Origin of the sequence: Corynebacterium nasorum (assembly GCF_030229765.1) — a bacterium.
In the GTDB taxonomy this organism is placed as follows: Bacteria; Actinomycetota; Actinomycetes; order Mycobacteriales; family Mycobacteriaceae; genus Corynebacterium; species Corynebacterium kefirresidentii.
Window position 1 is genome coordinate 67,815 of the sequence record NZ_JASPGY010000005.1, and the last position, 26,505, is coordinate 94,319.

General features: G+C 57.6%; 26 protein-coding genes. 18 read left to right on the forward strand and 8 right to left on the reverse strand.

What is annotated here, in order from left to right:
* The first annotated feature begins 164 nt into the window (after positions 1-164).
* The gene (locus QP904_RS06515; RefSeq protein ID WP_023021732.1) at positions 165-1,325 is read left to right on the forward strand and encodes a glycoside hydrolase family 25 protein; all 1,161 of its coding nucleotides are present in this window, start codon (positions 165-167) and stop codon (positions 1,323-1,325) included.
* Here QP904_RS06515 and QP904_RS06520 read toward each other — a convergent pair.
* Positions 1,306-2,142 carry a spermidine synthase gene (locus QP904_RS06520; protein WP_239205686.1) on the reverse strand — a complete coding sequence of 279 codons (837 nt, stop codon included), beginning with the start codon at positions 2,140-2,142 and terminating at the stop codon, positions 1,306-1,308. The genes QP904_RS06515 and QP904_RS06520 overlap by 20 nt on opposite strands.
* Positions 2,143-2,236: 94 nt before the next feature.
* On the opposite strand from QP904_RS06520, the gene mnmA reads away from it, so the two are divergent.
* Complete coding sequence (mnmA, locus tag QP904_RS06525) at positions 2,237-3,322, forward strand: tRNA 2-thiouridine(34) synthase MnmA (protein ID WP_284835751.1); 1,086 nt, start codon at positions 2,237-2,239, stop codon at positions 3,320-3,322.
* Positions 3,323-3,346: 24 nt separating this feature from the next.
* Complete coding sequence (locus QP904_RS06530; protein WP_396130054.1) at positions 3,347-4,240, forward strand: uroporphyrinogen decarboxylase/cobalamine-independent methonine synthase family protein; 894 nt, start codon at positions 3,347-3,349, stop codon at positions 4,238-4,240.
* Here QP904_RS06530 and QP904_RS06535 read toward each other — a convergent pair.
* Positions 4,237-5,358, reverse strand: coding sequence for an ATP-binding protein (locus QP904_RS06535; protein WP_023021728.1), 1,122 nt, complete (start codon positions 5,356-5,358; stop codon positions 4,237-4,239). The genes QP904_RS06530 and QP904_RS06535 overlap by 4 nt on opposite strands.
* Positions 5,359-5,436: 78 nt before the next feature.
* Complete coding sequence (locus QP904_RS06540) at positions 5,437-6,108, reverse strand: 3'-5' exonuclease (RefSeq protein ID WP_023021727.1); 672 nt, start codon at positions 6,106-6,108, stop codon at positions 5,437-5,439.
* A 45-nt stretch (positions 6,109-6,153) separates the two neighbouring features.
* Here QP904_RS06540 and ligA point away from each other — a divergent pair, with 45 nt between their 5' ends.
* Positions 6,154-8,223, forward strand: coding sequence for an NAD-dependent DNA ligase LigA (ligA, locus tag QP904_RS06545; protein WP_396130056.1), 2,070 nt, complete (start codon positions 6,154-6,156; stop codon positions 8,221-8,223).
* A gap of 10 nt (positions 8,224-8,233) precedes the next feature.
* Here ligA and QP904_RS06550 read toward each other — a convergent pair whose 3' ends face one another.
* On the reverse strand, positions 8,234-8,893 hold the full coding sequence (locus tag QP904_RS06550) for an ACT domain-containing protein (protein ID WP_023021725.1): 660 nt from the start codon (positions 8,891-8,893) through the stop codon (positions 8,234-8,236).
* A gap of 204 nt (positions 8,894-9,097) precedes the next feature.
* Here QP904_RS06550 and gatC point away from each other — a divergent pair, with 204 nt between their 5' ends.
* The 3 genes from gatC to QP904_RS06565 all read left to right on the forward strand — a co-directional run bounded on the left by gatC (position 9,098) and on the right by QP904_RS06565 (position 11,464).
* A complete protein-coding gene (gatC, locus tag QP904_RS06555) occupies positions 9,098-9,394 on the forward strand; it encodes an Asp-tRNA(Asn)/Glu-tRNA(Gln) amidotransferase subunit GatC (RefSeq protein WP_034656449.1) in 297 nt (98 codons plus the stop codon).
* Positions 9,395-10,882, forward strand: coding sequence for an Asp-tRNA(Asn)/Glu-tRNA(Gln) amidotransferase subunit GatA (gene gatA, locus QP904_RS06560; protein ID WP_284835754.1), 1,488 nt, complete (start codon positions 9,395-9,397; stop codon positions 10,880-10,882).
* A gap of 87 nt (positions 10,883-10,969) precedes the next feature.
* Entirely contained in the window at positions 10,970-11,464 is a 495-nt protein-coding gene (locus QP904_RS06565) for an META domain-containing protein (protein WP_239208881.1), read from the forward strand.
* Positions 11,465-11,541: 77 nt separating this feature from the next.
* Here the strand turns inward: QP904_RS06565 and QP904_RS06570 are convergent, their stop codons facing one another.
* Positions 11,542-11,865 carry a hypothetical protein gene (locus QP904_RS06570; RefSeq protein ID WP_005323344.1) on the reverse strand — a complete coding sequence of 108 codons (324 nt, stop codon included), beginning with the start codon at positions 11,863-11,865 and terminating at the stop codon, positions 11,542-11,544.
* A gap of 47 nt (positions 11,866-11,912) precedes the next feature.
* Here QP904_RS06570 and QP904_RS06575 point away from each other — a divergent pair, with 47 nt between their 5' ends.
* The 3 genes from QP904_RS06575 to QP904_RS06585 all read left to right on the forward strand — a co-directional run bounded on the left by QP904_RS06575 (position 11,913) and on the right by QP904_RS06585 (position 15,408).
* Positions 11,913-13,289, forward strand: a complete 1,377-nt coding sequence (locus tag QP904_RS06575; RefSeq protein WP_284835755.1) for an MFS transporter — start codon at positions 11,913-11,915, stop codon at positions 13,287-13,289.
* 24 nt (positions 13,290-13,313) lie between these two features.
* Positions 13,314-14,345, forward strand: coding sequence for an ATP-dependent 6-phosphofructokinase (locus QP904_RS06580; RefSeq protein ID WP_023021719.1), 1,032 nt, complete (start codon positions 13,314-13,316; stop codon positions 14,343-14,345).
* 79 nt (positions 14,346-14,424) lie between these two features.
* Positions 14,425-15,408, forward strand: a complete 984-nt coding sequence (locus QP904_RS06585) for a bile acid:sodium symporter family protein (protein WP_396130080.1) — start codon at positions 14,425-14,427, stop codon at positions 15,406-15,408.
* Here the strand turns inward: QP904_RS06585 and QP904_RS06590 are convergent.
* Positions 15,405-16,190 carry a DUF4261 domain-containing protein gene (locus tag QP904_RS06590; protein ID WP_239208887.1) on the reverse strand — a complete coding sequence of 262 codons (786 nt, stop codon included), beginning with the start codon at positions 16,188-16,190 and terminating at the stop codon, positions 15,405-15,407. The two genes, QP904_RS06585 and QP904_RS06590, sit on opposite strands and share 4 nt — an antisense overlap.
* Positions 16,191-16,247: 57 nt before the next feature.
* On the opposite strand from QP904_RS06590, the gene gatB reads away from it, so the two are divergent.
* From gatB to QP904_RS06610, 4 genes are all read left to right on the forward strand, one after another.
* Positions 16,248-17,753 (forward strand): Asp-tRNA(Asn)/Glu-tRNA(Gln) amidotransferase subunit GatB, encoded by a 1,506-nt coding sequence (gatB, locus tag QP904_RS06595; RefSeq protein WP_234288100.1) that lies wholly within the window; start codon positions 16,248-16,250, stop codon positions 17,751-17,753.
* A gap of 136 nt (positions 17,754-17,889) precedes the next feature.
* The gene (locus tag QP904_RS06600) at positions 17,890-18,942 is read left to right on the forward strand and encodes an NAD(P)-dependent alcohol dehydrogenase (RefSeq protein ID WP_284835756.1); all 1,053 of its coding nucleotides are present in this window, start codon (positions 17,890-17,892) and stop codon (positions 18,940-18,942) included.
* A 203-nt stretch (positions 18,943-19,145) separates the two neighbouring features.
* Positions 19,146-20,573 (forward strand): YkvI family membrane protein, encoded by a 1,428-nt coding sequence (locus QP904_RS06605; protein WP_239208417.1) that lies wholly within the window; start codon positions 19,146-19,148, stop codon positions 20,571-20,573.
* Between the two features lie 16 nt (positions 20,574-20,589).
* Positions 20,590-21,660 (forward strand): aldo/keto reductase, encoded by a 1,071-nt coding sequence (locus QP904_RS06610; RefSeq protein ID WP_284835757.1) that lies wholly within the window; start codon positions 20,590-20,592, stop codon positions 21,658-21,660.
* A 21-nt stretch (positions 21,661-21,681) separates the two neighbouring features.
* Here QP904_RS06610 and QP904_RS06615 read toward each other — a convergent pair whose 3' ends face one another.
* Positions 21,682-22,374, reverse strand: a complete 693-nt coding sequence (locus QP904_RS06615) for a LysE/ArgO family amino acid transporter (RefSeq protein WP_239208419.1) — start codon at positions 22,372-22,374, stop codon at positions 21,682-21,684.
* A 70-nt stretch (positions 22,375-22,444) separates the two neighbouring features.
* Between QP904_RS06615 and QP904_RS06620 the strand changes: the two genes are divergently transcribed.
* The 4 genes from QP904_RS06620 to QP904_RS06635 all read left to right on the forward strand — a co-directional run bounded on the left by QP904_RS06620 (position 22,445) and on the right by QP904_RS06635 (position 25,232).
* Positions 22,445-23,317, forward strand: coding sequence for a LysR family transcriptional regulator ArgP (locus QP904_RS06620; protein WP_284835758.1), 873 nt, complete (start codon positions 22,445-22,447; stop codon positions 23,315-23,317).
* Between the two features lie 69 nt (positions 23,318-23,386).
* Positions 23,387-24,334, forward strand: coding sequence for a DoxX family membrane protein (locus QP904_RS06625; protein ID WP_284835759.1), 948 nt, complete (start codon positions 23,387-23,389; stop codon positions 24,332-24,334).
* 84 nt (positions 24,335-24,418) lie between these two features.
* Complete coding sequence (locus QP904_RS06630) at positions 24,419-24,925, forward strand: hypothetical protein (RefSeq protein WP_284835760.1); 507 nt, start codon at positions 24,419-24,421, stop codon at positions 24,923-24,925.
* Entirely contained in the window at positions 24,918-25,232 is a 315-nt protein-coding gene (locus QP904_RS06635) for a transcriptional regulator (RefSeq protein ID WP_284835761.1), read from the forward strand. Before QP904_RS06630 ends, QP904_RS06635 begins: the two co-directional genes overlap by 8 nt.
* On the opposite strand, the gene QP904_RS06640 is transcribed toward QP904_RS06635, so the two are convergent.
* Positions 25,207-26,481, reverse strand: a complete 1,275-nt coding sequence (locus QP904_RS06640; protein ID WP_284835762.1) for a glycosyltransferase 87 family protein — start codon at positions 26,479-26,481, stop codon at positions 25,207-25,209. The two genes, QP904_RS06635 and QP904_RS06640, sit on opposite strands and share 26 nt — an antisense overlap.
* Positions 26,482-26,505 lie beyond the last annotated feature (24 nt).

Here is a 26,505-nt window from a genome sequence, read left to right on the forward strand (position 1 = left end):
GGTGTCTATCTTACGCTGTGGGTGCGCCCGCCACAAGAGGGGGCAAAAATATGTTCTAAATGGTGAAATTGCCTACGGTGACAGAAATAGAAGAAAAGAAAATTATCTCAAGTGGCGCGTGTTAAAGATGTTGATAGAGTGAAACCATTGTTAGACTCACGCGCATGACTTCAAAGAAGGCACTCCGAAAGAGTATTACTGCGGTAGTTACCGTGGCTGCACTAGCTATTAGTGGTACCGCTGTTGCCCAGGCGGTGAGCTTTGGCGCCCCTAAGGGCGTGGACGTTGCGGCACACCAGCACCCGGGCGGCACGCCCATCGATTGGTCTAAGGTACGTACTGACGGTCAGTCTTTTGCATTTGTAAAAGCAACTGAGGGTGGGGATTGGGTAAATCCGCACTACGTCGAAGATGTTCAGGCCGCCCACGCTGCCGGCCTTAAGACAGGCGCATATCACTACGCTCGTCCATCGACTGACGCCAAAACGCAAGCGGCGAACTTTGCCGCGCAGATTGCGCTGGCGCCAGATCAGACATTGCCTCCCGCACTCGATATCGAGGTGGATGAAGGTAAATCCGCGGCCCAGTTGGAGCAGTGGATCGAAGAATTCACCAGCGAGCTCAAGCGCCTTACCGGCCGCACTCCCATGATCTACACCTACAAGTACTTCTGGATGGGGCAGATGAATAACTCCCAGAAGTTCTCGGATATGCCGTTGTGGCTTGCGGCCTATCAGGATCAGGCGCCCGAGGCCGTGGGTGGCTGGAAGAAGCTATCCTTCTGGCAGCGTTCTGGCTCCGGCAAGGTGGCAGGAATTCCTACCGACGTTGATATGAACCTTTTTAATGGTTCCAAGCAGCAGCTGCAGTCCTTTAGCGATGGAAATTATGTGGATGTCGGCGGCGCGCTCGAACAGCTCGTGGTGGGCGATGGCGTTGACCTAAGCTCGGACAGCACGCCGCTTATCGGCGCTATCCTAGCCCTCGCAGCAGGACTGATTGCGATACCACAGCTTGTCGACGCCGCCGAAAAGTCCGGCCTTGACCCCCAAGCAGCGCAAGGCCTAGCAGGCTTCGTGAAGACCTTGCAGGACAAGGATGCCCTCCCAGTAGAAGATCTGGGTGATATGGCAAAGGGGAACTTCTCTGTCAGTGACCTAGCAATCCTGTTGGACAATGCCGGTCACGTGAACAACGTTAAGTCTGGCAATGTCTCCGAGTCCGAAGTTTCGGAGGCTAAGAACGCGGCCAAGAAGGCTGGCGCTGATGTTCCCGATTTCGATGCGGGCCAAGTAGCCACGCTACTTAATCGCGTGCTGCAGTAGCACCAGCGAAAAACGCGCGGGTCCACGCCTCGTCCTTGTAGTGGGCAGGCACCGCCCCGCCAAGGAGTGCCTTAGCCAGCTGAGCGGCTTCAATGGAGCCCTCGGCTGGCATTTCTGTATCCGAGGCTATAAGGATGATGTTTCCGTAGCGCCGGCCTTTAAGCATTGGTGGGTCCGCGATGACCGCGAGGTGGTCAAAAACCTTGCTTAGTCCGGCCAGTTCGCTTTTTGCTAGCTGCAGATCAGAATGGTCTCCGCAATTGGCAATATAGAGTCCACCTGGCTCTAGTGCCTGCTTTGCAGCCTGGAAGAACTCCACGGTGGTGAGGCTAGCCGGAGTCTTATCGCCAGCAAATACATCACGGATGATGATGTCACGGCTGGCGGGCAGGAACCCCTCGGTTTCTTTGCGTGCTTCGCCGGCGCGGATCTTCACGGTAGGGGAACGGGGGACGTCGAAAAGCGTACGCACCAATTCCCCCAGTTTGGCGTCGAGTTCGACCACCGTGTGGCGGCTACCCGGGAGCTTGCTGGCAAAATAGCGTGGAAGGGAGCAGCCTGCGCCACCTAGGTGGGTGACACGCAGCTTATTCGCTGGCCGAGTATTGAGGTGTTCGACGGCCGCTGCAATCCAGCGCATGTATTCGAACTCCAATTCTTCTGGCTCGCCCAGCACGATGTGGCTACTCGGCACGCCGTTAACGTTGAGGATATAGGCTCCATCGCGGAACTCATCCGCCACAACCTCGGCTGTTCCGGTCGAGATTTCGTAGGTGCCGGTGATTCCTTGTTCGGTGGAGGCTCGCTTTCTTCCCATGTGACACAAGCTTAGGGAATGGATTCGATTTAAACCGCGTTGGGGCTAGGGAGTAGACTTTCGGGCCTGTAGTCAAGGTGAATTGGGGAGCGAGATGCGAGTATTGGTTGCCATGTCCGGCGGCGTGGACTCATCTGTTGCCGCCGCCCGGGCGGTAGAAGCTGGCCATGAGGTGATTGGCGTTCACCTCGCCCTGCACAAGGACGCGCAGCAAACCAGAGAGAAAGCGCGCGGTTGCTGCTCGCTGGAGGATTCAGCCGATGCTCGCCGCATCTGCGATAAGTTGGGCATCCCCTTCTATGTGTGGGATTTTTCGGAGGAATTTAGAGAAGAAGTCATCACGGACTTCGTGGATTCCTATGCTCGCGGCGAGACACCTAATCCTTGCTTGCGCTGCAACGAGAAGATTAAGTTCCGGGCACTGCTACAAAAGGGCATGGCGCTCGGCTTCGATGCTGTGGCGACGGGTCACTATGCCACCATTGACGAAAACGGCTACATGCGCCGTTCTTTGGATGAGAATAAGGACCAGTCTTATGTCTTGGGCGTCATCTCGGCCGAAGAGCTGGAGCACTGCTTTTTCCCCATTGGCGATACTCCTAAGCCGCAGATCCGTGAAGAGGCCGCGGCGCATGGCTTTTCCACCGCGAAGAAGCCGGATTCCTATGATATTTGCTTCATTCCCGACGGCAACACTCAGGCATTTTTGGGCGCTCGCATCGGGCTTCGCCCTGGCCTGATCGTGGATCAGGAGGGCACGGAGCTTAAAGAGCACGATGGTGCATGGAACTACACCATCGGTCAGCGAAAGGGCCTAGACATCAAGGCGCCGGCTGCCGACGGCTGTCCCCGCTACGTCACCGACATCGATGCTTCTACGGGCACGGTGACCGTCGGTGCCCGCGAGGACTTGGCCGTGACCTCAATTCAAGCTGACCGCCTGAAGTACCTTCACCCAGCCATGGATGGGGACTTCGAGTGCGAGGTTCAGGTGCGTGCGCATGGTTCCGTGGTGCCTTGTGTCGCGCACGTCGACCGCGATGCGGATGAGATGCGCCTTGAGCTTAAGGAACCGCTTTCCGGCGTGGCTCGTGGCCAGGCGGCGGTGCTGTATTTGCCGTCGCCAGACGAGCTTGGCGATATCGTTATCGGGTCCGGCACCATTTGCGGGACGGCCTAGATGGCCGGCTTTGCACTTGGCCCCATGCCCGGCACTTCCGTAGCGGAGGCGGCGGACATCATAATCAGTGAGACTGACCTTCCCGCTATCCCGCAGCTTCCTGATAGGGGACTCGGCTCCGATGCGGTTGGGCGTACGGCCAGCATGCTCGAAGCCATCAATATCGATCGTGGTCCGTGGTCGTGGCGCATGACTGCGCGTCCGCAGCTTTTGACGCGGCGGACCTGGGATCGCTTAGAACGCGACCTCGATGAGGTTCAGGGGGTCTGGGGCGAGACGGTTTCCCACATTAAGGTGCAAGCCTTGGGGCCCTGGTCTTTGGCGGCGAGCATCGAGCTCTCCGATGGCCACCGCGTGTTCACTGACTCTAGCGCTTTCGCAGAGCTTTCCGATGCCCTCTTACACGGCCTCCACACCCATGCCCACGATGTGGCAAGCCGTTTCCACGGCGAGGTGCACGTACAACTCGATGAACCGCTACTGGCAGATATCATTGCTGGCCGGATTCCCGGGACTACTGATTTTGACTCGATACCAGCGGTCCCAGAGGAAGTCGTCCTAGAAAGCCTTTTAGCGTTTGAGGTCGACTATGTGCATGCTGCGCCTATTTGGTCGGTGGCGCGCGCAGCGAAGACTTTTTTGGTTGATTCGCGCTTTCGCCAGCAGCTTTCCACCCCACAGCACTATGACGGATTGGGCGAGCACCTCAGTGCGGGCTACCGCATCGGCTTGGGCATTCTCGGCAAAGATGCGAGGGAGGAAGCAATCGCCCTAGCTTCCCACCTTGATCGCATAGGTATGCCGCGCGAGCTATTGGTCGACCACTTCGATGTTTTTCCCAGTGCGGCTTCGGCTAGTTCGCTTCGTTCTGTCACTGAGACCGCCGACATCCTCGTCCGGGACGCCGGCGATCTTTAATCGACACGCCCGCGGCTATCCGTGGCGGTGAAGTATTCGCCCATATAAGGGATGACGTAGCGCAGTTTGCCGTGTGCGGTGGGTTCGATCAGGTCGGCGTCGATAAGCCGCTGGCGAGTGGCGGACAAGGATCGTACAGTGCGGTCCATGTGTCCTGCTATGTCGGCGATGGTGGCCACGCCGTCTAGCTCCACTGCGGCCATTGCTTCCAAAAACTCCCGCTGTGCCGGTGGCAAGGTCAACGTCGCAGGCTGGTGTACCTGCGCGCCCATAATTGAAATCGCATCTGGAGCTATCGAGGCAATCGTCTCCTGAGAAATGCCACTTTCTTGGTTCTGGCGACTGCGCTCCCATGCCAGCGAGCCAACCAATTGCACGAGGTACGGGTAGCCGCGCGTAAGCGCTGCGGCGTCCCTAGTCGCCTCGGGGCTAAACTCTAACCCCGAGCCAGACGCTGTGTGCTCTAGAGCCTGCTGCGAATTGGCCGGAGACAGCGGTCCTAAGACGAACTTCTGGGCCCGGCGCAGAAACGTCACCCCGGGCAAATCCAATAGGTGGTTGACCCCTTGGGGAAGGCCGGCGGCTACCAAAGCGATATCAATTTCATCGCGCACCAGGTCTTGGTAGGCCACGGCGATGGTGGTGAGTTCATCGACATCGGCGTCTTGCACCTCGTCGATGGTAAGCAGGATTCCGGTGCCTTTTAGCTCTGTGGAAAGCTCACGCAGGCGAGTATTCAGCGTGGGGGTGAAGCGATCTTCCTTTTGATGGTCGAAGCCGATTGATCCCACGCCGCCGATGCCGATGCGGCTGACCTTCTTCTTGTCGCTCGGCGAGAGTTGTTCAAGCAGCCTGGGGATGGTGGTATTGACCAGTTCCTCGACCATGGTGGAGCGCCCTGAGGCGCGTAGCGTTACCCACCCCCGGGCCTCGGCGATGTCCTCCAACTCGTTGATGAGAACAGTCTTGCCGATGCCCCTTGCACCGCTGAGCACCATGGAGCGGGAAGCATTGCCTGCCGAGCCATCGAGCGCAGTTCGGAAGCTATCGAGCACGATACCGCGCCCGACCCAGAACAGGGGAGGAGCGCCGAATGTAGGGCGGAACGGATTTTCCATAACGCTAGTGTAACCCTTGTTATCGGAGATTTGGGAGACTTTTAGCCGTACTTGGAGATTTAGGAGATTTGGGAGACTTTATCCGATGAGGGGCCATGCAGTCGAGACATCCGAGGCATCGCGGCCCTTGCCCTCTAGGTATTTCTTAAATGCAGTCCGATCCTCGTACCACTTGACCGCCTGGAATTCCATGAGCTCGTTTTCATCCATCTGCGCCAAGTTGGGGTAGTGCTGGCGTACCTGTTTCCAAGCGACGCGGGCGGCTGCGAGGGCGTCGGCAGTAGCTTCGTGGGCGTTGCCCAACTCGACGCCGTAGTGCTCGCACACGGCGCCAAGGGTGCGCTTGCCCTTGCGCCACTTATCACTGACGCGGTCGATTACATAGGGGTCATAGACTGGGCCGGTGACCGTGAAATCGCCGGTGAGGCTCCGCAGCACGGTGAGATCAAAAGCAGCGTTGTAGACAATGAGCGTTAGACCATCCTCCCAGGCGGCCTTGATGGCCTCGACTGTATCTTTCAGAACCTCTTCGTGCGGTCGGCCCTCGGCGCGGGCCTTTTCGGTAGTGATGCCATGCACGTTGGTCGCTTCCTCCGGGATCTCGATTCCGGGATCGGCGAGGTGCTCCACCTTTTGTACATCGCGGCCATCAATGCGGACTAAGGCAGAGGTGACGATGCGGGCTTCTTTGGGATTGGCCGAGGTGGTCTCAAGGTCGAAGGCGAGCATGTGGGAGGCGTCGAAAGTCATGATCAATACCTTAGTAGCTAGCCCCGACACGAGGGATAGCTACACTTGAGCAGCGTGACTAATCCAGTTGATCTGCACCGTGAATGGAATGACCTTGCGCAGGAAGTGCGCCGCCACCGCAACCTGTACTACAACGGTGAGCCGGCTATTCCCGACGCCGACTTTGATGCCCTCTTCCAACGCCTTCTTGCACTCGAAGAAGAACATCCTGAGCTTGCCGTGCCTGATTCACCTACCCAGCAGGTGGGTGCTGCACCGAGCGCCGGTGAGGATATTGAACACCTTGAGCGCATGATGAGCTTGGACAATGTCTTTAGCGCTGGCGAGATGCAGGATTGGCTCGAAAGAACCCCAGCAAAGACTTATCTCACTGAGCTCAAGATTGATGGCTTGTCTATCGATTTGGTCTATCGCAATGGGCGCCTGACCACCGCCGCGACCCGTGGCGATGGCACGGTGGGCGAAGACATCACTGCTAATGCACGCGTGATTGAAGACATTCCGCATGAGCTCAAGGGGACAGATGAATACCCGGTCCCAGAGCTGATCGAGATTCGCGGCGAAGTCTATATGCGCCCCGAGGATTTTGAAGAAATCAATGAGGAGCGCGCGGCCGATGGCAAGGAAAAGTTTGCTAATCCGCGCAATGCCGCGGCAGGTGGACTGCGCATGAAGGATCCCGCCGAGGTGAAAAAGCGCCGCCTGAAAATGGTGTGTCACGGCCTAGGCGCGCGCGAGGGATTTTCACCCACCTCCCAACATGATGCCTATAAGGCAATTGCGGCTTGGGGGCTGCCCGTTTCCCCATATACCAAGCAGGTTCACTCGGCCGAGCAGGTCCAGGACGAGGTGGCACATTGGGCAGAACACCGCCACGATGCCATCTTTGAGATGGATGGACTCGTCGTCAAGGTAGATGATTTGGGTTCGCAGCGCGCACTGGGTGCGACTTCCCGCGCCCCGCGCTGGGCCATTGCCTATAAGTACCCACCGGAAGAGGTGACTACAAAGCTCAAGGGCATTGAGGTGGGTGTTGGGCGTACCGGGCGAGTGACCCCGTTTGCCATCATGGAGCCGGTCTTTGTCTCCGGTTCCACAGTGTCCATGGCTACCTTGCATAATCAGTCAGAGGTAAAGCGCAAGGGCGTGCTTATCGGGGATACCGTCATCATTCGCAAGGCGGGCGAGATTATCCCGGAGGTGCTCGGACCAGTGCGCGAGCAGCGCGATGGTAGCGAGTATGAGTGGGCATTCCCGGAGAACTGCCCGGCATGCGGCACGAAGTTGGCCCCACAAAAAGACGGCGACGCGGATTGGCGGTGCCCCAATACCCAATCGTGCCCAGCACAGCTTTCCGCGCGCTTGGAGTATTTGGCCTCGCGCAAGGCACTGGACATTGAGGCCCTGGGCGAGAAGGGGGCAATGGACTTAATTGAAAATGGCATTCTCGTCGACGAATCAGAGCTTTTCGAGCTCACCGAGGAAAAGCTCCTGGCCTCGGACGTCTACACGGCGAAGAAGGATACAAAGGACAAGCGCACCAAAAAAGAAGGAAATGTCAAGGTCAATACGGCCGGACAGAACTTGTTAAAGAATCTGGATGAGGTCAAAGGCCGTGACTTCTGGCGCGTCCTGGTCGCGCTGTCTATTCGCCACGTGGGGCCAATTGCCGCTCGGGCACTGGCCTCTCGCTATGGATCCATGGAAAAGCTACGCGCCGCCAAGACGGAGGAGCTGGCAGAAGTCGATGGCGTGGGCATGACCATCGCGCAATCTTTCCACGATTGGTTCGAAGTGGACTGGCATCGCACTATCGTGGACAAATGGGCTGCCGCAGGGGTGGCTATGGAGGTAGCGGTGGAAGACCACAAGGAGCAGACTCTAGAGGGTCTGACCATCGTGGTGACCGGTAGCTTGGAGAACTTCACCCGTGATTCCGCGAAAGAAGCTATTGTTTCTCGCGGCGGAAAGGCTACCGGTTCGGTCTCGAAGAAGACCTCCTATGTCGTGGCTGGCGAAAACGCCGGTTCGAAGGAGGATAAAGCCCGTGAGCTGGAAATCCCGATTCTCAATGAAGCGGAATTTCAGCAGCTATTAGAAACAGGTGAGGCCTAAATCGGTCCGGCTACTTGAGGAAGCTGCCTAAGATGGTGCCGATGTGACCTAGGTGCTCCACCTCGGAGGCTAGGTAGTCAGGGCCGCCGGTGCGGCCCATGGCTATAACTAGGCCGGTATCGCCGAGCGGGGCGGCGGCCAAGGCGGAATCGAGTAGCGACCAACTTTCCGGGATCCATTCATCACGATCAGGACTGAGCACGCGGGCGCTTTCCACCTCAATATCGTGGGGTACGGTTCCATCATCTTCGGGGGCGGCATTGGAAGAAGCTACGCGGTGGATGGGCTCGTTATTGTCAATGACGATGCACCATGTGGAGGTCAGCGCCCTTGGGATCGCGGCTACTACCTCTTCCATAGCGGCAGTGACATTCGTGGCATGGGCAACGCGTGCAAGCAGCTCGATTTGCCCGCGGCGGTCTACGCGGCCGCTGAATGGGCGGATGGAGTCGACCTCCACGCCCTCGACAGAGGAAGCGGCGGTAATGAGGACATCGGCCATGGTGCCTTGCGGCAACTCAATGACAATGTCATCCATGACCGTTCCATCGGGAAAGTTTTCTACGATATCGACCGATTGGATATTGCCGTCGACGAGTCCAAAGGCGTCGGCAAGCTGGCCCAAGCTGCCAGGAGCATCGGGGAGCAGTACGCGGATCAAAAAGGACATGGTCTTGCACGCTTTCGGTAGTTTGTAGTCCCAGACATGATACGTGCGTCACAATGCGGGCTTCAAGCAACGCAAATTTGGGGTGACGCGGCAACCGTCGTGGTCGGTGCAGTACCATGGGTCGTTAGCAATTCACATAGTACATGCTGTCGGTGAATATTTTTCACCCGCGTGTCAATTATGCAGAAAAAGGATGGAGTTCGCGTGTCTGAGATTTCGCGTGATGAGGTAGCCCACCTCGCCAAGCTTTCCCGCCTGGCCCTGAGTGAGGAAGAGCTAGCCCAGTTCGCAACGCAGATTGATGAAATTGTTGATTCGGTTTCCGCGGTGGGAAACGTTGATACCGAGGGCGTAGAGCCGATGAGCCACCCGCACTCCGTGGACGCCCCGATGCGCGAGGACGTTATTGTGCGCACCCTTACTGCAGAACAGGCCTTGGACCAAGCACCGGCCGTAGAAGAAGAGCGCTTCGTTGTGCCACAAATTCTGGGAGGAGAATAAATGTCTAACCTGACCGTTCCCGCGGAGGGCCTGACCTCCCTGACTGCTGCCGAGCTGGCGGAAAAGATTCACGCCCGTGAAATTACTTCCCGCGAGGTAACCCAGGCATTCCTAGACCGCATTGCAGAGACCAACGAGGAGCTCAACTCCTTCCTACACGTGGGCGCGGAAGAAGCCCTCGCGGCTGCCGACGCCGTGGATAAGGCACTCGATGCCGGCGAAGAGCCTGCTTCCGGTCTGGCCGGCGTGCCGCTGGCTCTGAAGGACTTGCTGGTTACCACCGATGCGCCGACAACCGCCGCTTCCAAGATGCTGGAGGGATACGTTTCTCCCTATGACGCCACCGTGACCAAGCGCCTGCGCGAGGCTGGAATCCCCATCTTAGGCAAGACCAACCTGGATGAGTTTGCTATGGGTTCTTCCAATGAGAACTCTGCTTTTGGCCCAGCGCATAACCCTTATGACACGGAGCGCACCCCAGGCGGCTCCGGCGGTGGCACCGCTGCCGCACTCGCCTCTGGTCAGGCGCCGCTTGGCATCGGTACTGATACTGGCGGTTCCATCCGCCAGCCAGCTGCACTGACCAACACCGTTGGCGTAAAGCCGACCTACGGCACCGTGTCCCGCTACGGTCTTATCGCTGCTGCCTCGTCCCTCGACCAAGCGGGCCCGTGCGGCCGCACTGTCCTCGATACCGCGCTCCTGCACGAGGTCATCGCTGGCCACGATGCTTTCGATGCTACTTCCGTTGATAAGCCGGTAGCGCCGATTGTCGCCGCTGCACGCGAGGGTGCTAAGGGGGACCTCTCTGGAGTCAAGGTCGGCCTGATTAAGCAATTTGAGCGCGATGGCTGGCAGGAAGGCGTGATGGAGAACTACCATGCCGCCGTTGAGCAGTTGCGCGAGCAGGGTGCGGAGATTGTCGAGGTAGATTGCCCGCACTTCGATGACGCACTGGCTGCGTACTACCTGATCATGCCGTGCGAGGTGTCCTCTAACCTGGCGCGTTTCGATGGCATGCGCTACGGCCTGCGTGCGGGAGATGACGGCTCCCACTCTGCCGAGCAGGTCATGTCCCAGTCTCGTGCAGAAGGCTTTGGCCCAGAGGTCAAGCGCCGCATCATGCTGGGTACTTATGCACTGTCCGTGGGCTACTACGATGCCTACTATCTGCAGGCGCAGCGCGTGCGTACGCTCATTGCCCAGGACTTTGCTCGCGCCTTCGAGCAGGTTGACGTAATTGTTTCCCCGACCACCCCGACTACCGCGTTTAAGCTGGGGGAGAAGGCCGAGGATCCGATGGCAATGTACAACTTTGACCTGTGCACTCTGCCGCTGAACCTGGCTGGCCTGTGCGGCATGTCTGTGCCATCCGGTATGGCAAGCGATACCAATTTGCCCACCGGTCTGCAGATCATGGCGCCAGCCTTCCAAGATGACCGCCTGTACAAGGTCGGCGCTGCCTATGAAGCTGGCCGCAATAAATAAGCGACTTCCTGTGAGGTCCCTGGCAATTCCATAAAGGTTTATCTGCCCCCGTTGAATTTATATTCGGCGGGGGTAAAATTATCGGGTATGCATTTCAAGAAGACCGCAATTTTTTCGCTGTCCGCCGCTGCACTCATGGGCGTGGGCGTTGCCAATGCCGCGCAGGTGCCCTCCATCGATCCGGGGTTCAGCATGACCGCGCCGACCAACTCTGGGCTTATTGCCCCGCTGCCGAAGGGCGCGGAGAAGCTGGAGCCTCACATCGAGGGGCAGACCATCACTGGAACTCTCCACTCCATTAAGGAAGAAGGAAAGTTTAGCGTCGAATTTGCCAAGGACCACTCCTTGGTGATGAATGATGGCTGCAATACTTACACCACCACCTACAAGGTGGCTGCGGATGGCACCATCAGCGTCGGCGAGTTTAACTCCACCCGCGCGGCGTGCGATGAGCATACGCAGCAGCTTTCCGACGCCCTGCTCGGCCTCCTTGAGTCCAAGCCTTCCTTCTTTAACCTCCCTGGCGGCACCGTCGCCTTGGGCAGCGAGGAAGCTGCGGCCGAGTTTAGTGTTGCCAAGTAAAAACTCGCAGCACACTAAAACTAAAAATGCGCACCATGTCTTCGGGCATGGTGCGCATTTTGTGTGTGGGGGGGGGATTACTTGGCGTCGGAAAGCGCATAGGCTGCGCCCGCCGAGGCCGCGGTCACGCTAAGGACGGCTGGCCAGGCGCCAATCTTCTTCGCCAACGGGTGGGAGGCGCCGAATGCGCCCACGTAGAGTGCACACAGGCCAGCAGTGGTAGCCGGAGTGGTTTTCTTTGCCCAAGAGCGGCCTGCCCACACGCCAGCGGCGGCGAGGATAACGCCGCCGAGCGGGCGGATTCCGGTCTCGCGGGCGGTCACCCACCCGCCGATAAGGCCGAGGGTGACAGTAGTGGCGGTAGATACGTCTTGGGGCTTTTTGATATCAATCATGGACATGCGGCCAGTCTAGGCCGATAATTCTGGCCCCGCTAGACTTTATGGCTATGACTGTGGAGACGCACTTGCCGCCTGAGCGCCAAGCATGGCGCGCCATGTTTGCACTGTCCCTGGGATTCTTTGTGTCTCTTCTGGACCAATCCATGGTGGCGGTCGCGCTGCCGAACCTGCAACGTGATCTAGACGCGGGTGTAAACCAGGCCATGTGGGTATCCGCGTCCTATTTATTGGCTGCAGTGGTGCCGTTGCTCTTCGCCGGCCGTCTGGGCGACGTTTTGGGCCAACGCCGGATGTTTTGTCTGGGCGTGGCTATCTTCGGGGTCGGTGCGATGGTTTGTGCCATAGCTCCCCAAGTAGAAGTACTCATTGCCGCGCGTGCCGTGCAAGGCGTAGGGGCATCTCTCCAGATGCCGCAAAGTATGTCCGTCATCAACCGAATCTTCGCACGCGAGCGCCGTGGACGTGCGTTGGGCGTGTGGGGTGTAATCGGCTCGATTGCAGCACTTGTCGGTCCACTCGCCGGAGGCTTCTTAGTGGGAAACTTCGGTTGGCAGGCCGCCTTTTGGGTACACATTCCTTTCGTGGTGCTGGCCATCGTGCTGGCGCTGTGGTGGGTGCCCGAGTTGCCTACTACCGCGCAGTCTATCGATGCGCCATCGGCCGTTGTTTCTCTGATCGCGTTGGCGGCGATTGTCTTTGGCATCCAACAGGGACCAGTACTGGGGTGGGGCTGGACCATTTGGCTTATTCTGCTCGCCGGAGCAATCGCTAGCGCAGGTTTTATTCGATTGCAGGCTACCGCCGATGCCCGCGGGGCGAGCCCGCTGGTGCCGCTGACGCTCTTTCGCGACCGCAATTACCTTGCCGGCTCGGTGGGCATTATTGCCATGGGGTTTATGGCGGCTGCAGTGATGCTACCCATCATGTTGTGGCTGCAGACCATGCAGGGCATTCCAGCAGGCGAGGCTGGCATTATCGTGGCGCCAATGGCTCTGGTTTCTCTACTGATATCTCCGCTCGCGGGAATTATGGCGGATTATGTGAATCCTCGAATTCTTGGGGTGGTGGGATTTTCCATCCTTATTCTTTCGCTGCTTGCGGCATGGTGGGTGATGCATGTAGACGCCCTGCCGTGGGTGCTCGGGCTGCCCATTGCAGGCCTTGGTGTGGGGCAGTCTTTCATCTGGGGGTCCAACGCAGCGACCACCCTGCGCGATGTGCCGCCGGTCCTCATGGGTGCTGCTTCTGGCGTGTATAACACCTCCCGCCAAGTGGGTTCCGTAGTGGGCGTCGCCTTAGTGTCTGCCGTTATGCAAACAGGTGACCCAGCAGTGGCACTTATTAATTCGCTCCTTGTCATCGTGGTTGCGCTGGTGGTGGGCTTGGTTTCTGCTCTCTGCTTTCGGGACACTCTGCAGGGCTAAAAATAGCGCGCTAGATTGGTAGGTATGCGTCTAGGTGTTTTAACGTCCGGTGGCGATTGCCCCGGCCTCAATGCTGTAATTCGTGCGGTTGTGCGTACCGCATCCAATGAATTTGGAGATACCGTCGTAGGTTATGAAGACGGTTGGGTGGGCCTGATGGAGGACCGCCGCCGCGACCTCTATGATGATGCAGAAATCGACCGCATTTTGTTGCGCGGTGGCACCATCCTAGGCACTGGCCGCCTGCATCCGGATAAGTTTAAGGCGGGTCTTGATCAGATTAAATCCAATATGGCCGATGCCGAAGTGGATGCCCTCATTGCCATCGGAGGCGAGGGCACCCTCAAGGGGGCAAAGTGGCTATCCGATAATGGGGTGCCGGTAGTAGGTGTTCCAAAGACCATTGACAACGACGTCAATGCCACCGACTACACCTTTGGTTTTGATACCGCAGTATCTGTAGCTACCGATGCTATTGACCGCTTACATACCACCGCGGAATCTCATAACCGTATTCTGATTGTGGAGGTAATGGGCCGCCATGTGGGGTGGATTGCCTTGCACGCGGGCATGGCTGGTGGCGCGCATTACACGGTGGTGCCCGAGGAGCCCTTCGATATCGCAGAAATCACCAAGGCGATGGAGCGCCGCTTCCAAATGGGTGAAAAATACGGCATTATTTGCGTTGCAGAAGGCGCCCTCCCCAAGGAGGGGACGATGGACTTCGAAGCCGGCGGCGTGGATCAATTCGGACACCAGACTTTCAACGGTATTGGCCAGGTTATTGGGGATGAGATCAAGGCGCGCACTGGATATGACGTGCGAACGACGGTGCTGGGACACATCCAGCGCGGCGGTACACCGACTGCCTATGACCGCGTTCTGGCAACTCGATACGGCGTGCACGCAGCCCGTGCTACCCATGAAGGCAAGTCAGGTATGTGTGTAGCTCTCCATGGCGAGGATATTGATCTAGTTCCGTTGGAGGAGGCCGTGGGAACCCTTAAGACAGTGCCGGAATCGCGTTACCGCAATGCACAAGCGCTCTTTGGGTAGAGACCACGCACATTTCGAATATTAGGATAGCGCTCCCACTGGGTGGGAGCCTATTCTTTTGTCTATGAGTATCGATAGCATGACAGATAATCGGATGGCGGCGGCTACTGTGCCCTCCGCAGCTCAAGACCGCCAAGCATTTATCGCAGCGCTAGGCTTTCCGGTGCTCGTGATTATCGGCGGCGTGATTGGATACTTTGCACCGAATACCGCGGCATCCTTTGCCCCGCAGGTCACCCCGCTGCTGGGCATTGTCATGTTTGGTATGGGCCTTACCCTCAAGCCGGTGGACTTTGCCTTGGTGGCCCGCCGGCCGCTTCCCGTGCTCATCGGAGTAGTTGCGCAGTTTGTCATCATGCCGATGGTGGCATTGGCGGTGGTAGCAATCATGGACCTCCCAGAAGCGGTAGCGGCCGGGGTCATTCTTGTAGGCTGCGCTCCCGGTGGAACGAGCTCTAATGTGGTGTCCTATTTAGCGCGTGGCGATGTAGCCCTGTCGGTGACCATGACCTCGATTTCCACCCTATTGGCACCGGTGTTTACCCCGTTGCTGACCTTGTGGCTGGCAGGGGAGTATATGCCGGTTTCCGCTTCGTCTATGGCATGGTCCATTGTGAAGGTGGTGCTCATTCCTGTCGTCGCCGGCATCCTCATAGGCATGCTGGCGCCGCGGGTGGTGGCAAGGATTAACTCGGCATTGCCTTGGATTTCGGTTGCGGCGATTTCCGCCATCGTGTGCATCGTGGTGGGCGGAGCGCACGACACCATCGCCAGCGCCGGTGCGCTGGTCTTTGCCGCCGTGATTATCCACAACGGGTGTGGCTACGGTCTGGGCTACCTAGCCGGATTGATAACCAAGCAGCCAGTCGCTGCTCGGCGCACGATGGCCGTCGAGGTGGGCATGCAAAACTCCGGCTTGGCCACCTCCTTGGCATCGACGTATATGAACCCATTGGCTGCTCTGCCAGGAGCCGTCTTTTCCGTGTGGCACAACCTTTCCGGTGCGGTGCTGGCTGCCATCTGCCGCTATGTGGATTCCCGTAGGAAGGAGAGTACTAGCTAGAAACCAATCGTGACCGCTGGAAGAGACTCGTCTACAAACCAGGGTTCTTCCTGTGCGGTCAGGGGCGGCTGACCTTCTTCGAAGCTTAAGGTGTCGCCGTCCTTGACGGTGGCGCCTTGGAGAACGTGGTCTGCGATATTAGCCAGCTTGTAATAGAGATCGGTGGGATCCATCGATTCGGTGGCCGCCTGGACTTCGGGGTGACCTGCTTGGACTAGCCCCACGGTATAACCCAGAATCTTGTTTCCCTTTTGGGTGAGCCATACTGGCGCAATGTGCATCGGGGCAAGGTTGTCCCGAACGGCCTCGAGGAACGTATTCGGAGCGATAGATACGTTGCCTCTGGGGTTGTGGACGATGAGGCATTCTGGGTGTTCGGCTACCACAGCGGTGGCTTTAGAGAGCAGCTCTAGGTGCTCGCGGCGAGCCTCACGAAACTGCTTGGCACGGTTGTCTTCTGCATCCCGGGGAAGTACGGAGACGAGGATTTGTGCGGTGGCAGAATCGAGACCGCGTGCGTCCGCGCTCAAAATGGGGTGGAGACCATAACTATCGCGGGTGGGAGGGGTATCGATGGCTTGGTAGTGCAATAAGAATGAATCATCGAGCTCGGCCATGAGGCTACCGGGATTCTTGCCCGGAGTGATGTCTCCCAAGCGATCGGCAAAAGTGGTGGTCAAACGCTCGCTTACCTCCTCGGGCGTGGGGGCAGTGCGAAAGACTGCGATGTTGATCAAAGGGGCATCGATAAGCTGAGCATCAACGCTATGTGGTGTAGTCATAATATTCAGCTTAGGGGCGTGAGCGCGCGGGTGCATGGACGTATTAAGATGGCACGCATGACTGCTGCGATGTATGACCTGATGGACTTTGATGAGGTCCTAGAAAAGTTCGAGCCGGTAATGGGCATGGAAGTCCACGTAGAGCTGGATACGGAAACCAAGATGTTTTCTACCTCTCCTACGAACTTCAACGCAGCGCCTAACTCCAACGTTGACCCGGTCTCACTGGGTCTGCCCGGTGCGCTGCCGGTAGTAAATTCCAAGGGCGTGGAGGGCGCCATCAAGATTGGCTTGGCGCTTAATTGCTCCATTGCCGAGTCCTCTCGCTTTGCCCGCAAGAATTATTTTTACCCGGACCAGCCAAAGAACTACCAGATTTCCCAGTATGACGAGCCGATTGCCTACGACGGCTACTTGGACGTAGTACTGGAGGACGGCACCGAGTGGCGGGTGGAAATTGAGCGCGCGCACATGGAGGAAGACACCGGCAAGCTGACCCACTTGGGCGGCGTGGACGGCCGTATTCACGGTGCTACGGCTTCCTTGGTGGATTGCAACCGTGCGGGCATTCCTCTCATTGAAATTGTCACCAAGCCGATCGTCGGCGCCGGCGAGCGTGCACCGGAGGTGGCTAAGGCCTATGTTTCCGCTCTGCGTGAGCTTGTGGCAGCCCTAGGCGTTTCCGATGCCCGTATGGATCAGGGCTCGATGCGTGTGGACTCCAACCTGTCTCTGCGCCCAGTGGGGCAGGAAGAATTCGGCACCCGTACCGAGACCAAGAACATCAACTCCCTGCGTTCTGTGGAACAGGCGGTTCGCTTCGAGATGCAGCGCCAGGCACAGGTACTTGAAGATGGCGGCACCATCGATCAGGAAACCCGCCACTACCAAGAGACCGACGGCACTACCTCCAAGGGGCGTCCGAAGGAGACCGCGGAGGATTACCGTTACTTCAATGACCCGGATCTTCCACCGGTCATCGCCCCACGCGAGTGGGTAGAAGAACTGCGCCAGACCCTTCCGGAGCTGCCATGGGTTCGCCGTGCGCGCATTCAGGAAGAGTGGGGCATCAAGGATGAAGAGATGCGCGACTTGGTCAACGCCGGCGCACTCGACCTCATCGTGGATACCGTTGAGGCCGGCGCGAAGCCGGACGAGGCGCGCTCTTGGTGGGTTTCCTATCTAGCAGGCAAGGCCAACGAGAAGGAAACCGACCTTGCAGGTTTGTCCATTACCCCGCAGCAGGTGGCGCGCGTTATCGCGCTCGTCAATGAAGGGAAGCTGACTACCAAGCTGGCGCGTAAGGCGGTAGATGGCGTGTTGGCGGGCGAAGGCGACGTCGATGAGGTCGTCGAAAAGCGCGGCTTGGAGGTCGTGCGCGACGATGGAGCCATTGAAAAGGCCGTGGATGATGCGCTGGCAGCTAACCCGGACATCGTGGAGAAGTACCGTGCCGGCAATAAGAAGGTAACCGGTGCCATTGTGGGTGCGGTCATGAAGGCCACCCAGGGTAAGGCCGATCCTGGTCAGGTCAATAAGCTCATCGCAGAAAAGCTTAACTAAGCACCACGTTAAGCCAGCCGCGCTCGCACTTCCTCGAACAGGACGCGTGGCTGGCTTTTGTGCCCTCATTTCCTGTCAAAATTGGTGATTATTTTCGTTAGGCGAGGTCAGTAGGGGTGGGCGTAGGGTTGTGGGCATGTCAATTAAGAGCAAAGTATTGCAAAAGGAAAGTCCTGAAGCTCCCTTTAAGGTCGTAGAAATCGAGCGCCGCGATCCGCGCGAGGATGACGTGGTCATTGATATCAAAGCTGCGGGCATTTGCCACTCCGATATCCACACCATTCAAAACGAGTGGGGCGAAGCCCACTTCCCACTGACGGTGGGCCATGAGATCGCCGGTGTTGTAGAAGCCGTGGGCGATAAGGTCACTAAATTCAAGGTCGGCGACCGCGTTGGCGTGGGATGCTTAGTAAATTCCTGTGGCGAGTGCGAGCAATGCCGCAATGGACAGGAGCAGAACTGCCTTAACGGCAATGTAGGAACCTATAACTCCGAGGACGTGGACGGCACCATTACCCAAGGTGGCTACGCTCAGAAGGTAGTCGTCAACGAAGGATTTGTATGCACCATCCCAGAGGACATCGATTTTGACGAAGCGGCCCCGCTGCTGTGCGCGGGAATTACCACCTATTCGCCGCTGGCACGCTGGCAGGTCAAGGAAGGTGACAAGGTCGCTGTAGTGGGCTTAGGCGGATTGGGCCACATGGGTGTCCAAATCGCGGCGGCAAAGGGTGCGGAAGTGACCGTGATTTCCCGCTCCTTGCGCAAGGAGAAGGAGGCCTACGAGCTTGGTGCGAAGCACATTTTGGCCACCGGTGAAGACGAGGACTTCTTTGCCAACCACCGCGGCGAATTCGATGTCATCCTGTCCACCATTTCTGCCCAGTACTCTCTCGATGATTACCTGCAGCTGCTCAAGCCGCGCGGCATCATGTCCGTGGTAGGGCTGCCACCAGAGGAGCTGGGAATCCATATGGGCAGCCTCGTCGGCGGCGGTAAGGTGCTGACGGGCAATAATATCGGCGGTATCGCTGAGACCCAGGAGATGCTGGACTTTTGTGCCGAGTACGGCATTGGTGCCGTCATTGAGAAGATCGGCGTCAACGATGTCGATGCTGCCTATGAGCGCGTGGTAGCCGGGGACGTGAAATTCCGCTTTGTGATTGATACCGCGACCTTCGAAGACTAAGGCGTTTGGTTGATTTCGCTGAATCCCCATATGTGATTTAGCACAACATCGGTATGCATCAGTAGGTGTTTGGCGGGTCACTTACGTACCATTCCTTAAGGAACGCATATCGGTGTTGCGTAGCCCACGTGCTGGGGAGCGGGGGACAAAGGGGCCGCGCGCACCAGTATGCGAGAGATATTCGCTACAAAAGTTAGGCAACTGTGTCTTCTAAAAACATTATCGCCATTGCAATGTCCTTCGTGGGCTTGTTGGTCGGCGCAGGCTTTGCCACGGGACAAGAGGTGGTGCAGTACTTCACTGCCTTTGGCACCTGGGGCATTCCTGGCATCATTATCGCCGCACTCGTCATGACCCTCGCGGGTACAGTGTTCTTGCAGCTGGGAAGCTATTTCCACGCCTCGGAACACAATACTGTTTTCCGCAATGTCACCCACCCGATCGTCTCCAAATTGCTGGATGTGGCGGTCATCATCACCCTCTTTGCCATTGGTTTTGTGATGCTGGCCGGTGCCGGCTCTAACATGGAACAGCAATTTGGCTGGAAGACGTGGATTGGTTCCACGCTCATGCTGGTCTTGGTCTTGCTCGTCGGCATGCTCGACGTGGATAAGGTTTCCAAGGTTATCGGTACGGTCACACCGTCCATCATCATTGCGGTCATTGGCGTAGCCATCTACACCGGACTCAATATGCCGGATGACATTGGGGCGGCCCTAGACGCTTCGAGTCAGATCGATACTCCGATTGGCAACTGGCTGATTTCCGCACTGAACTACAACGGCCTTGCTCTGATGCTAGCCGTATCTATGTCCCTGGTTATCGGCGGCGATAATATTAGCCCGCGCGAGGCCGGCTGGGGCGGCGTCGTGGGCGGCATTATCTACTCCGTCATGATGGGTCTTGCCGGTTTCTCTTTGCTGATGAACTCGGATAAGGCACAAGGCTCCGATATTCCGATGTTGTCTCTGGTCGATGACGTCAATCCCACATTGGGCGCTGTCATGGCGGTCATCATTTACTTGATGATCTTCAATACCGCCATCGGCATGTTCTACGCGCTGGGTAAGCGCCTGTCTGCCGGCCATGAGAAGCGCTACCCGGTCATCTTCGTCATCGGCTGCTTGGCTGGTTTCGCTGTTTCCTTTGCCGGCTTTAAGACCTTGATGAACTACATCTATCCAATCATTGGCTACATGGGAATCCTCATGGTCGCCATCTTGGTTTTTGCGTGGTTCCGTAGCCAGTCCCAGATCCAGGACGAGGCAGTGCGTCGCGAGCGCGTACGAGCCCTCATGCACCTGAAGCTGCACCCAGACAAGGATTACGACGCCGAGCGTTACGACGATGAAATTGGCCAGCACATCGAGGACTCCAATATGGACAACGAGGCCCTCTACGATGAGCTGGTGGAGGAAGTCACCGAAGAGCTCGACGGCGACGATGACGTGGACTTTGACAAGGAAAAGTACGAAGAAAAGCGCCACGATTACTCCTACTACACCGAGCGCGATGCGGTAGAAACCGACCGCACCCCGGAGGAAATTGAAAAGTGGGTCGAAGAAACCGGGGCATCCGGCGACCCCGAGGAAGATGAGGAGCTTCCGCAGACTGACAAACCGAAGAATTAAGCGGACAATGGGTGCCATGAGTATCTATGCACCCGCATCTGACCGTTATGATTCGATGGAGTACCGCCGAGTAGGCAACTCTGGGCTGAAGCTGCCGGCCATTTCCCTTGGCCTATGGCAGAACTTCGGTGACGATCGTCCCCTGGCCACGCAGCGCGAGATTCTACGTGCAGCGTATGACCGGGGGATTACTCATTTCGATTTGGCCAATAACTATGGCCCAGAACCTGGCGCCGCCGAAGACAACTTCGGCCGCATCTTCGCCCGCGATTTCCGTCCCTTCCGTGATGAAATGATCATCTCTTCCAAGGCCGGCTGGGTGATGAATGATTCCCCTTATGGCTTTGGTGGCTCCCGCAAGTATCTGGTGAGTTCCTTGGACGCGTCTCTCGAGCGCATGGGCTTGGACTACGTGGACATTTTTTATCACCACCGCCCGGATCCAGATACCCCGCTGGAAGAAACCCTTTATGCACTGCGCGATATCGTAGCTTCCGGCAAGGCCCTCTACGTGGGCATTTCTTCCTACGGTCCGGAGCTTACCGCGGAGGCCGTGGAATTCATGGAAGACGAAGGCTGCCCATTGCTGATTCATCAGCCAAGCTATTCCATTCTCAACCGCTGGATTGAGCGTCCGGGCGAAGATGGCGAGTCGTTGCTTGACGTCACCGGGCGTAGCGGATTGGGAGTTATCGGTTTCGGGCCGCTGGCACAGGGCATGCTGACCGATCGCTATATCGATGGCATTCCCGCAGACTCTCGCGCGGCACAAGATAAGACCTTGGAAAAGGGCTGGCTCAACGAGGAGAACCTGTCCATGATTCGCGACCTCAACGATATTGCGCGTAAGCGTGGACAGTCTCTAGCTCAGATGGCTATTTCGTGGGTACTGCGCGACCAAGGCGATCGCACGCTAACCTCGGCGCTGTTGGGCGCTTCTTCGGTGGAGCAGCTCGAGCATAACCTAGGGGCACTGGACAACCTCGACTTCAGTGCAGAGGAGCTGGGCGCGATTGACGACGTCGCCCACGACGCCGGAATCAACCGGTGGGCCGGTGCGACCGCGTCGCGCGTTCGCGGCAATTAGGCGGCCCTTTGAACCCGGCCCCTAGAGCAGGAGCAACTTGAGCGTTAGGCCAATCATGATGACGCCGATACCGAAGTTGATCCAACGCCATACCGTGGGTCGGGACAACACATGGGAAAAACGTGCAGCGCCAAAGCCGATGAAGGGGAACCAAGTGAAGCTGGCGCAGATAGCACCCACGGCGAAAAGCCAGCGCCCTGATTCGCCGTATTGGTTGGCGATGCTGCCGAGCATGACCACCACGTCTACGTAGGCGCCTGGATTGAGCCACGTTAAGGCCAGGGCGGTCAATAGTGGCTTAACCCAGGAGGGGGAGCGCTTTATCTCCACCCGAGTTTTAGTCTTCGTCGTGCTGCGTGACGTGGAACCATCGAAGGTGGCTACTTCCTGCGGGACCTTAGGCTGTGTGGATTCGACCTCAATGGCCTCGCCCTTGGTCTTTAACGCATCGCGGAAGCAGGTAAAAGTAAAATAGGCCAGGTAAGCCGCGCCAACGTATTTCAGGACTTGCAGGGCGTTGGGAAACTTTTCGACCAGGTAGCCCACGCCGGCTGTGCCGGAGGTAATCAGGATGACGTCGGAAAGCGCGCAGACGGCAATGATTAAACCGATGTGATCACGGCGGATGCCGAATTTAAGCAGCATGGCATTTTGCGGGCCGACGGCCACGATGAGCGATAATCCCAGAAAGAAACCAGCAAGCACGATGGACATGCCTTCTAGTGTGATTTCTTAGGCTGGATTAGTCCAGTTAATGCTTCTTCAGTTGGTTTAGAATGGCTTCATGAATCCGGTGCACCTAGAAACCTTGCTTGCGATCGTGGACGAAGGCAGCTTCGATATTGCCGCAGCCGTGCTCGGTATATCGCCGTCTGCGGTGAGTCAGCGTATCAAGGCCTTGGAATCGAGCACCGGACGAGTACTCCTTCGCCGTGCCACCCCGGTAACCGCCACGGAAGCGGGCGAGATCCTTGTTCAGTCCGCGCGCCGCATGGCGTTAGTGCAGGCAGAAACGGATGCCCGCCTCGGCCATCGCCTAGCTCGGGTCCCGCTGTCTGTCGCAGTAAATTCGGATTCTTTGGCGACGTGGTTTAGGAGGGTTCTAAGCGATACCGCGCGGCGGGGTGACGTCGCCTTGCGCATCCGGATTGAGGATGAAGCACGCACCTTAGCCATGTTGCGGCGTGGCGATGTGCTGGGCGCAGTAACGAGGGAGGCCACACCAGTTTCGGGTTGCGAGTCTAGCTTTTTGGGCACTATGCGCTACTTTCCAGTCGCGGCGCCACATATTGCAGAAAGCTTCCATAGCGGTCGGCTGACCTGGGAAACCATGCCTTTGGTGGGATATGGTCCCAACGATCAGGTATTGGATGATGCCATGCGCGAGCGCTTCATTGATTCGGCCGTGGTGCGTGCCCGGGTGTCGCAGATTCCCTCTTCCGAGGGCTACCTCGAGGCGGTTCGGGTCGGCCTAGGGTGGGGATTGCTGCCCCAAGCCCAGGCACTGCCGCTTTTGGAGGCGAAAGAGCTGGTGCTTCTCGACGGCTCCCCGCTCGATATCGACCTCTATTGGCAGCGTTGGCGTTTGGAATCGGAGGTTTTGGGTGAGCTCACGCGTTCGGTGATTGAGGCCGCAAGCGGCTTGGAAGCACTCTAGCCAGTTTGCTGCAACGGCGCGCCGTGGCGGGTACCACAAAAGCGCAGGCCCGTGCCTTAAATTGGAGCTATGAGCGATAAACAGCCGGATAAAGCCACACCGTTAGATGAAGACATGGGCGTGCCTACCTACAACGCCAAGCCCGCGAGCAAAGATTCCGTTTCCAGCGAGAAGAACTCGAAGCCTGGCCTCTTCGAGCGCGCCGGCCGCGCTGAGCCGCAGGAGATCAAGCCTTTCCAGGCGCGGCAAGACCACCCTGAAACTGAGGTAATGTCCTACTCCAGCGCGAATGAAGCCGCGCGTCAGCAAAGCGGCGCCAGCGAGGAAACTGTAGCGTTTGCGCAACCGGAGTCGGCCACGCCGGTTAGTGCCGAGGAGGAATCGGCACTTGCTACTGCCGACGCCCCTGAAGAAGGTGCCGCCAGCGCAGAAACCGCAGAGGAGCGCGAGGCCCGCTTGCAGGCGGAACAGGAAGAAAAAGAAGGCTACCACCGCTATGGGCGCCGCGGCACTATCGACTTTGGTCTGCTATTCATTCGCATCGCACTGAGCGCCTACCTAATCATTGCCGGTGCAAAAACCTTCTTCGAGCTCGGCGATAGCCAGGGCTTGTCCGGTCTAGAGGGTGATTTTGCGAACTATGCTTGGGATACCGCGCTGTCGATTGCGGTTCCGACCATGCAGCTAATTGCCGGCGTATTCTTGCTGCTCGGTCTCATCACGCCGCTGGCTGCCATGCTGGGCTTGGTGGTGACCGGCTTTACTGCCGTGCACGAATTGGCGCAAGCCGGCGCCGGTTTGGACGTCTTTAGCTGGCCAGATTCCGTCTGGCTTTCTTTGGTCCTCTTCGTTATCGCCGTGGGCCTGCAGTTTACTGGCCCGGGCTTTATTTCCCTAGACTTCAAGCGCTCCTGGGCGCGCCGCCCGCTGGGCACCTCCTGGGTCTTTGTGCTTATCGGCGTAGCGATTCTCGTAGCACTGTGGTTCTTCGGTGCGGGAGTTAATCCGCTGAACTAATCGCCAATAGATTATCCGTCGCACGCGCGGCGGATTTTCTTTTACCCCTTGCTTTCCGGGAGGGAAAGTATGATACTTTCTAAAGTGGAAAACAAAGGAGAATCGAAGGCGAAAGGGATAGAGACGATGGAAGACAGCGTGCACGAGGCACTGGCATTTAATGAAGAAATGGAGCAGGACCAGAGCGCTGGCCGGAAGACCGCGCTTAATGCATTGTTTGCTGCGGCGTTAGCAGGACTGTGGTTTGGCCTGAGCCAATTTGGGGAAGGTATGCCGCTATGGATATCTCTCGGAGTCACAATTGCCTGCGTGGGTGTAGGCCTTTGGGTAGGCGCTAAAAAGCGTGACGTACGTGCAGGCTATAGACAAAATCCTTTTGACCAGCCGCAGCCGGACTGGAAATACTATCTCGGATTTTTTCTAATGTTTGCCCCTACGTTTTTCCAGACCTTTCTCGAAGGGCACATGGTGATTGCGGCCATCGTATTCACGCTGTGGGGCTTGGGTGTGTTTTGGGCTCTCAATTCGGGAGCAATGGATATGTCCACGCGTGGCCAAAGAGACGACAAGCAGGCGAGCGGTGATGAGTGAGCTTGATCCAGTAATTCACCCGCTTAACCGGTTTAAGATTTGTGCGGTGCTCAACGCGGCTGGGGCAGTGGAAGGCGCCATCAACAAAGAGATGCGCTTTGCCGCGATTCGAGACAAGGTGAATCAATCCGATGCCACGCTGTCTAAGCAGCTAAGCGCACTGGAAAAAGAGGGGTATGTCAGTCGCTTTCGTGAGTATGGATCCTCACGTGGCAAGGACACGGTATGGGTAATGCTCACAACTAAAGGTAAGGCCGCATTCGATTCGCACCTTGTAGCGCTTAAGACGCTAGCGGGGCAGGAGTAGCGGTATTCGCGTTCCGGTTATTGCGCTGGGAAGCATAGAAAGCGGCTGCGAAAAGTGCGACGGTCAGTATGGTTAGCCAGACGAAGTCATCTACCCAAAACTTTTGGTAGCGCTCCATGGCGTGGACATCGACTTGGTCGCCCCACCACCACTTGGGCGGGACAGTCAGAAGCATGCCTGCCCAGGCAACGAGAACGGTAAGAAGGCTGCCCGCGGCCCATCCCGTAGAAAGCCAGCTCCAGGCGCGGTAAAGAAAGACTGGGATGATGAGCGTGAGCCAGACCCAGTGGTGTGACCAGGAAACGGGGGAGATGAGCAGGAGGGTGAGGGCGGGGACCAACTGGGCGTCGACAAGCAAATGCTCTTCGCACAGGCGCTTAATAAGCCACGCCGCGAATGCAATGACCACGAGGGAGGCGGCGATCCAAGCAATGTTGATAGCCAGACCATTGGCATCCATGGCCTCCGAAGAAGAATACATGCGCTGAATGGCGCCCTTGATAGAACTATTGGACTGGTAATCAGTCCCCACGCCGAAGTCGCCGCCAGAGCCCATATCGAGCAATTTGGAACTGAAGAACTCCACGAATGCGTCCCAGCGGAAGGCTGCGGCAAGGAGGGTGGCCGCAACAGCGGAAAGGAGCGCTGTGGCAATCTGCTTCCACTCCTTGCGCACGAGGAAATAAAGCAGCATGGCCAGCGGGGTTATTTTGATGGCGGCCGCCAGACCGATCAGGATTCCTTGCGGTAGGAAGCGCCGGCGCGGAACGAGGTCGAGGACAACGAGCGTCATGACCACGATGTTGATCTGGGCAAAGCCGTTATTGAGGTCAACCGGCTCAAAGCGCAATACAATTGCCCAAGTAATGGCGGTGACGGGCAGGAGGAACTCTGGCTTTTTCAGCACTGCCTTGAATACAAGGTAGAGGCATAGGAGCACGAGAAGATCAGAGAGGACGACCACGATGTCGCCTGCCATATCGTGGTCAATACCGTCGAAGGCCGTCAAGGGGACCATGACCAACGCGCCAAAGGGTGGATAAATAAAGGGCAATTGAATATCGCCGGCCAGCATGGGTTCGCTGTAGACAGAGCGGTGTTCAAGGAAGGCCTTGACGCCTTCGCGGTAGACCACCATATCGATGGGGAAGTCCGTAATGTGGATATCTTGGACGATCTTCCGAGCGCCAAGAATGAGCCCCAGTAAGGTCAGGGCATAGCGGAATAACGGGGTACGCGCGAATTTCATCGCAGGATATCTTATGCGATTTGC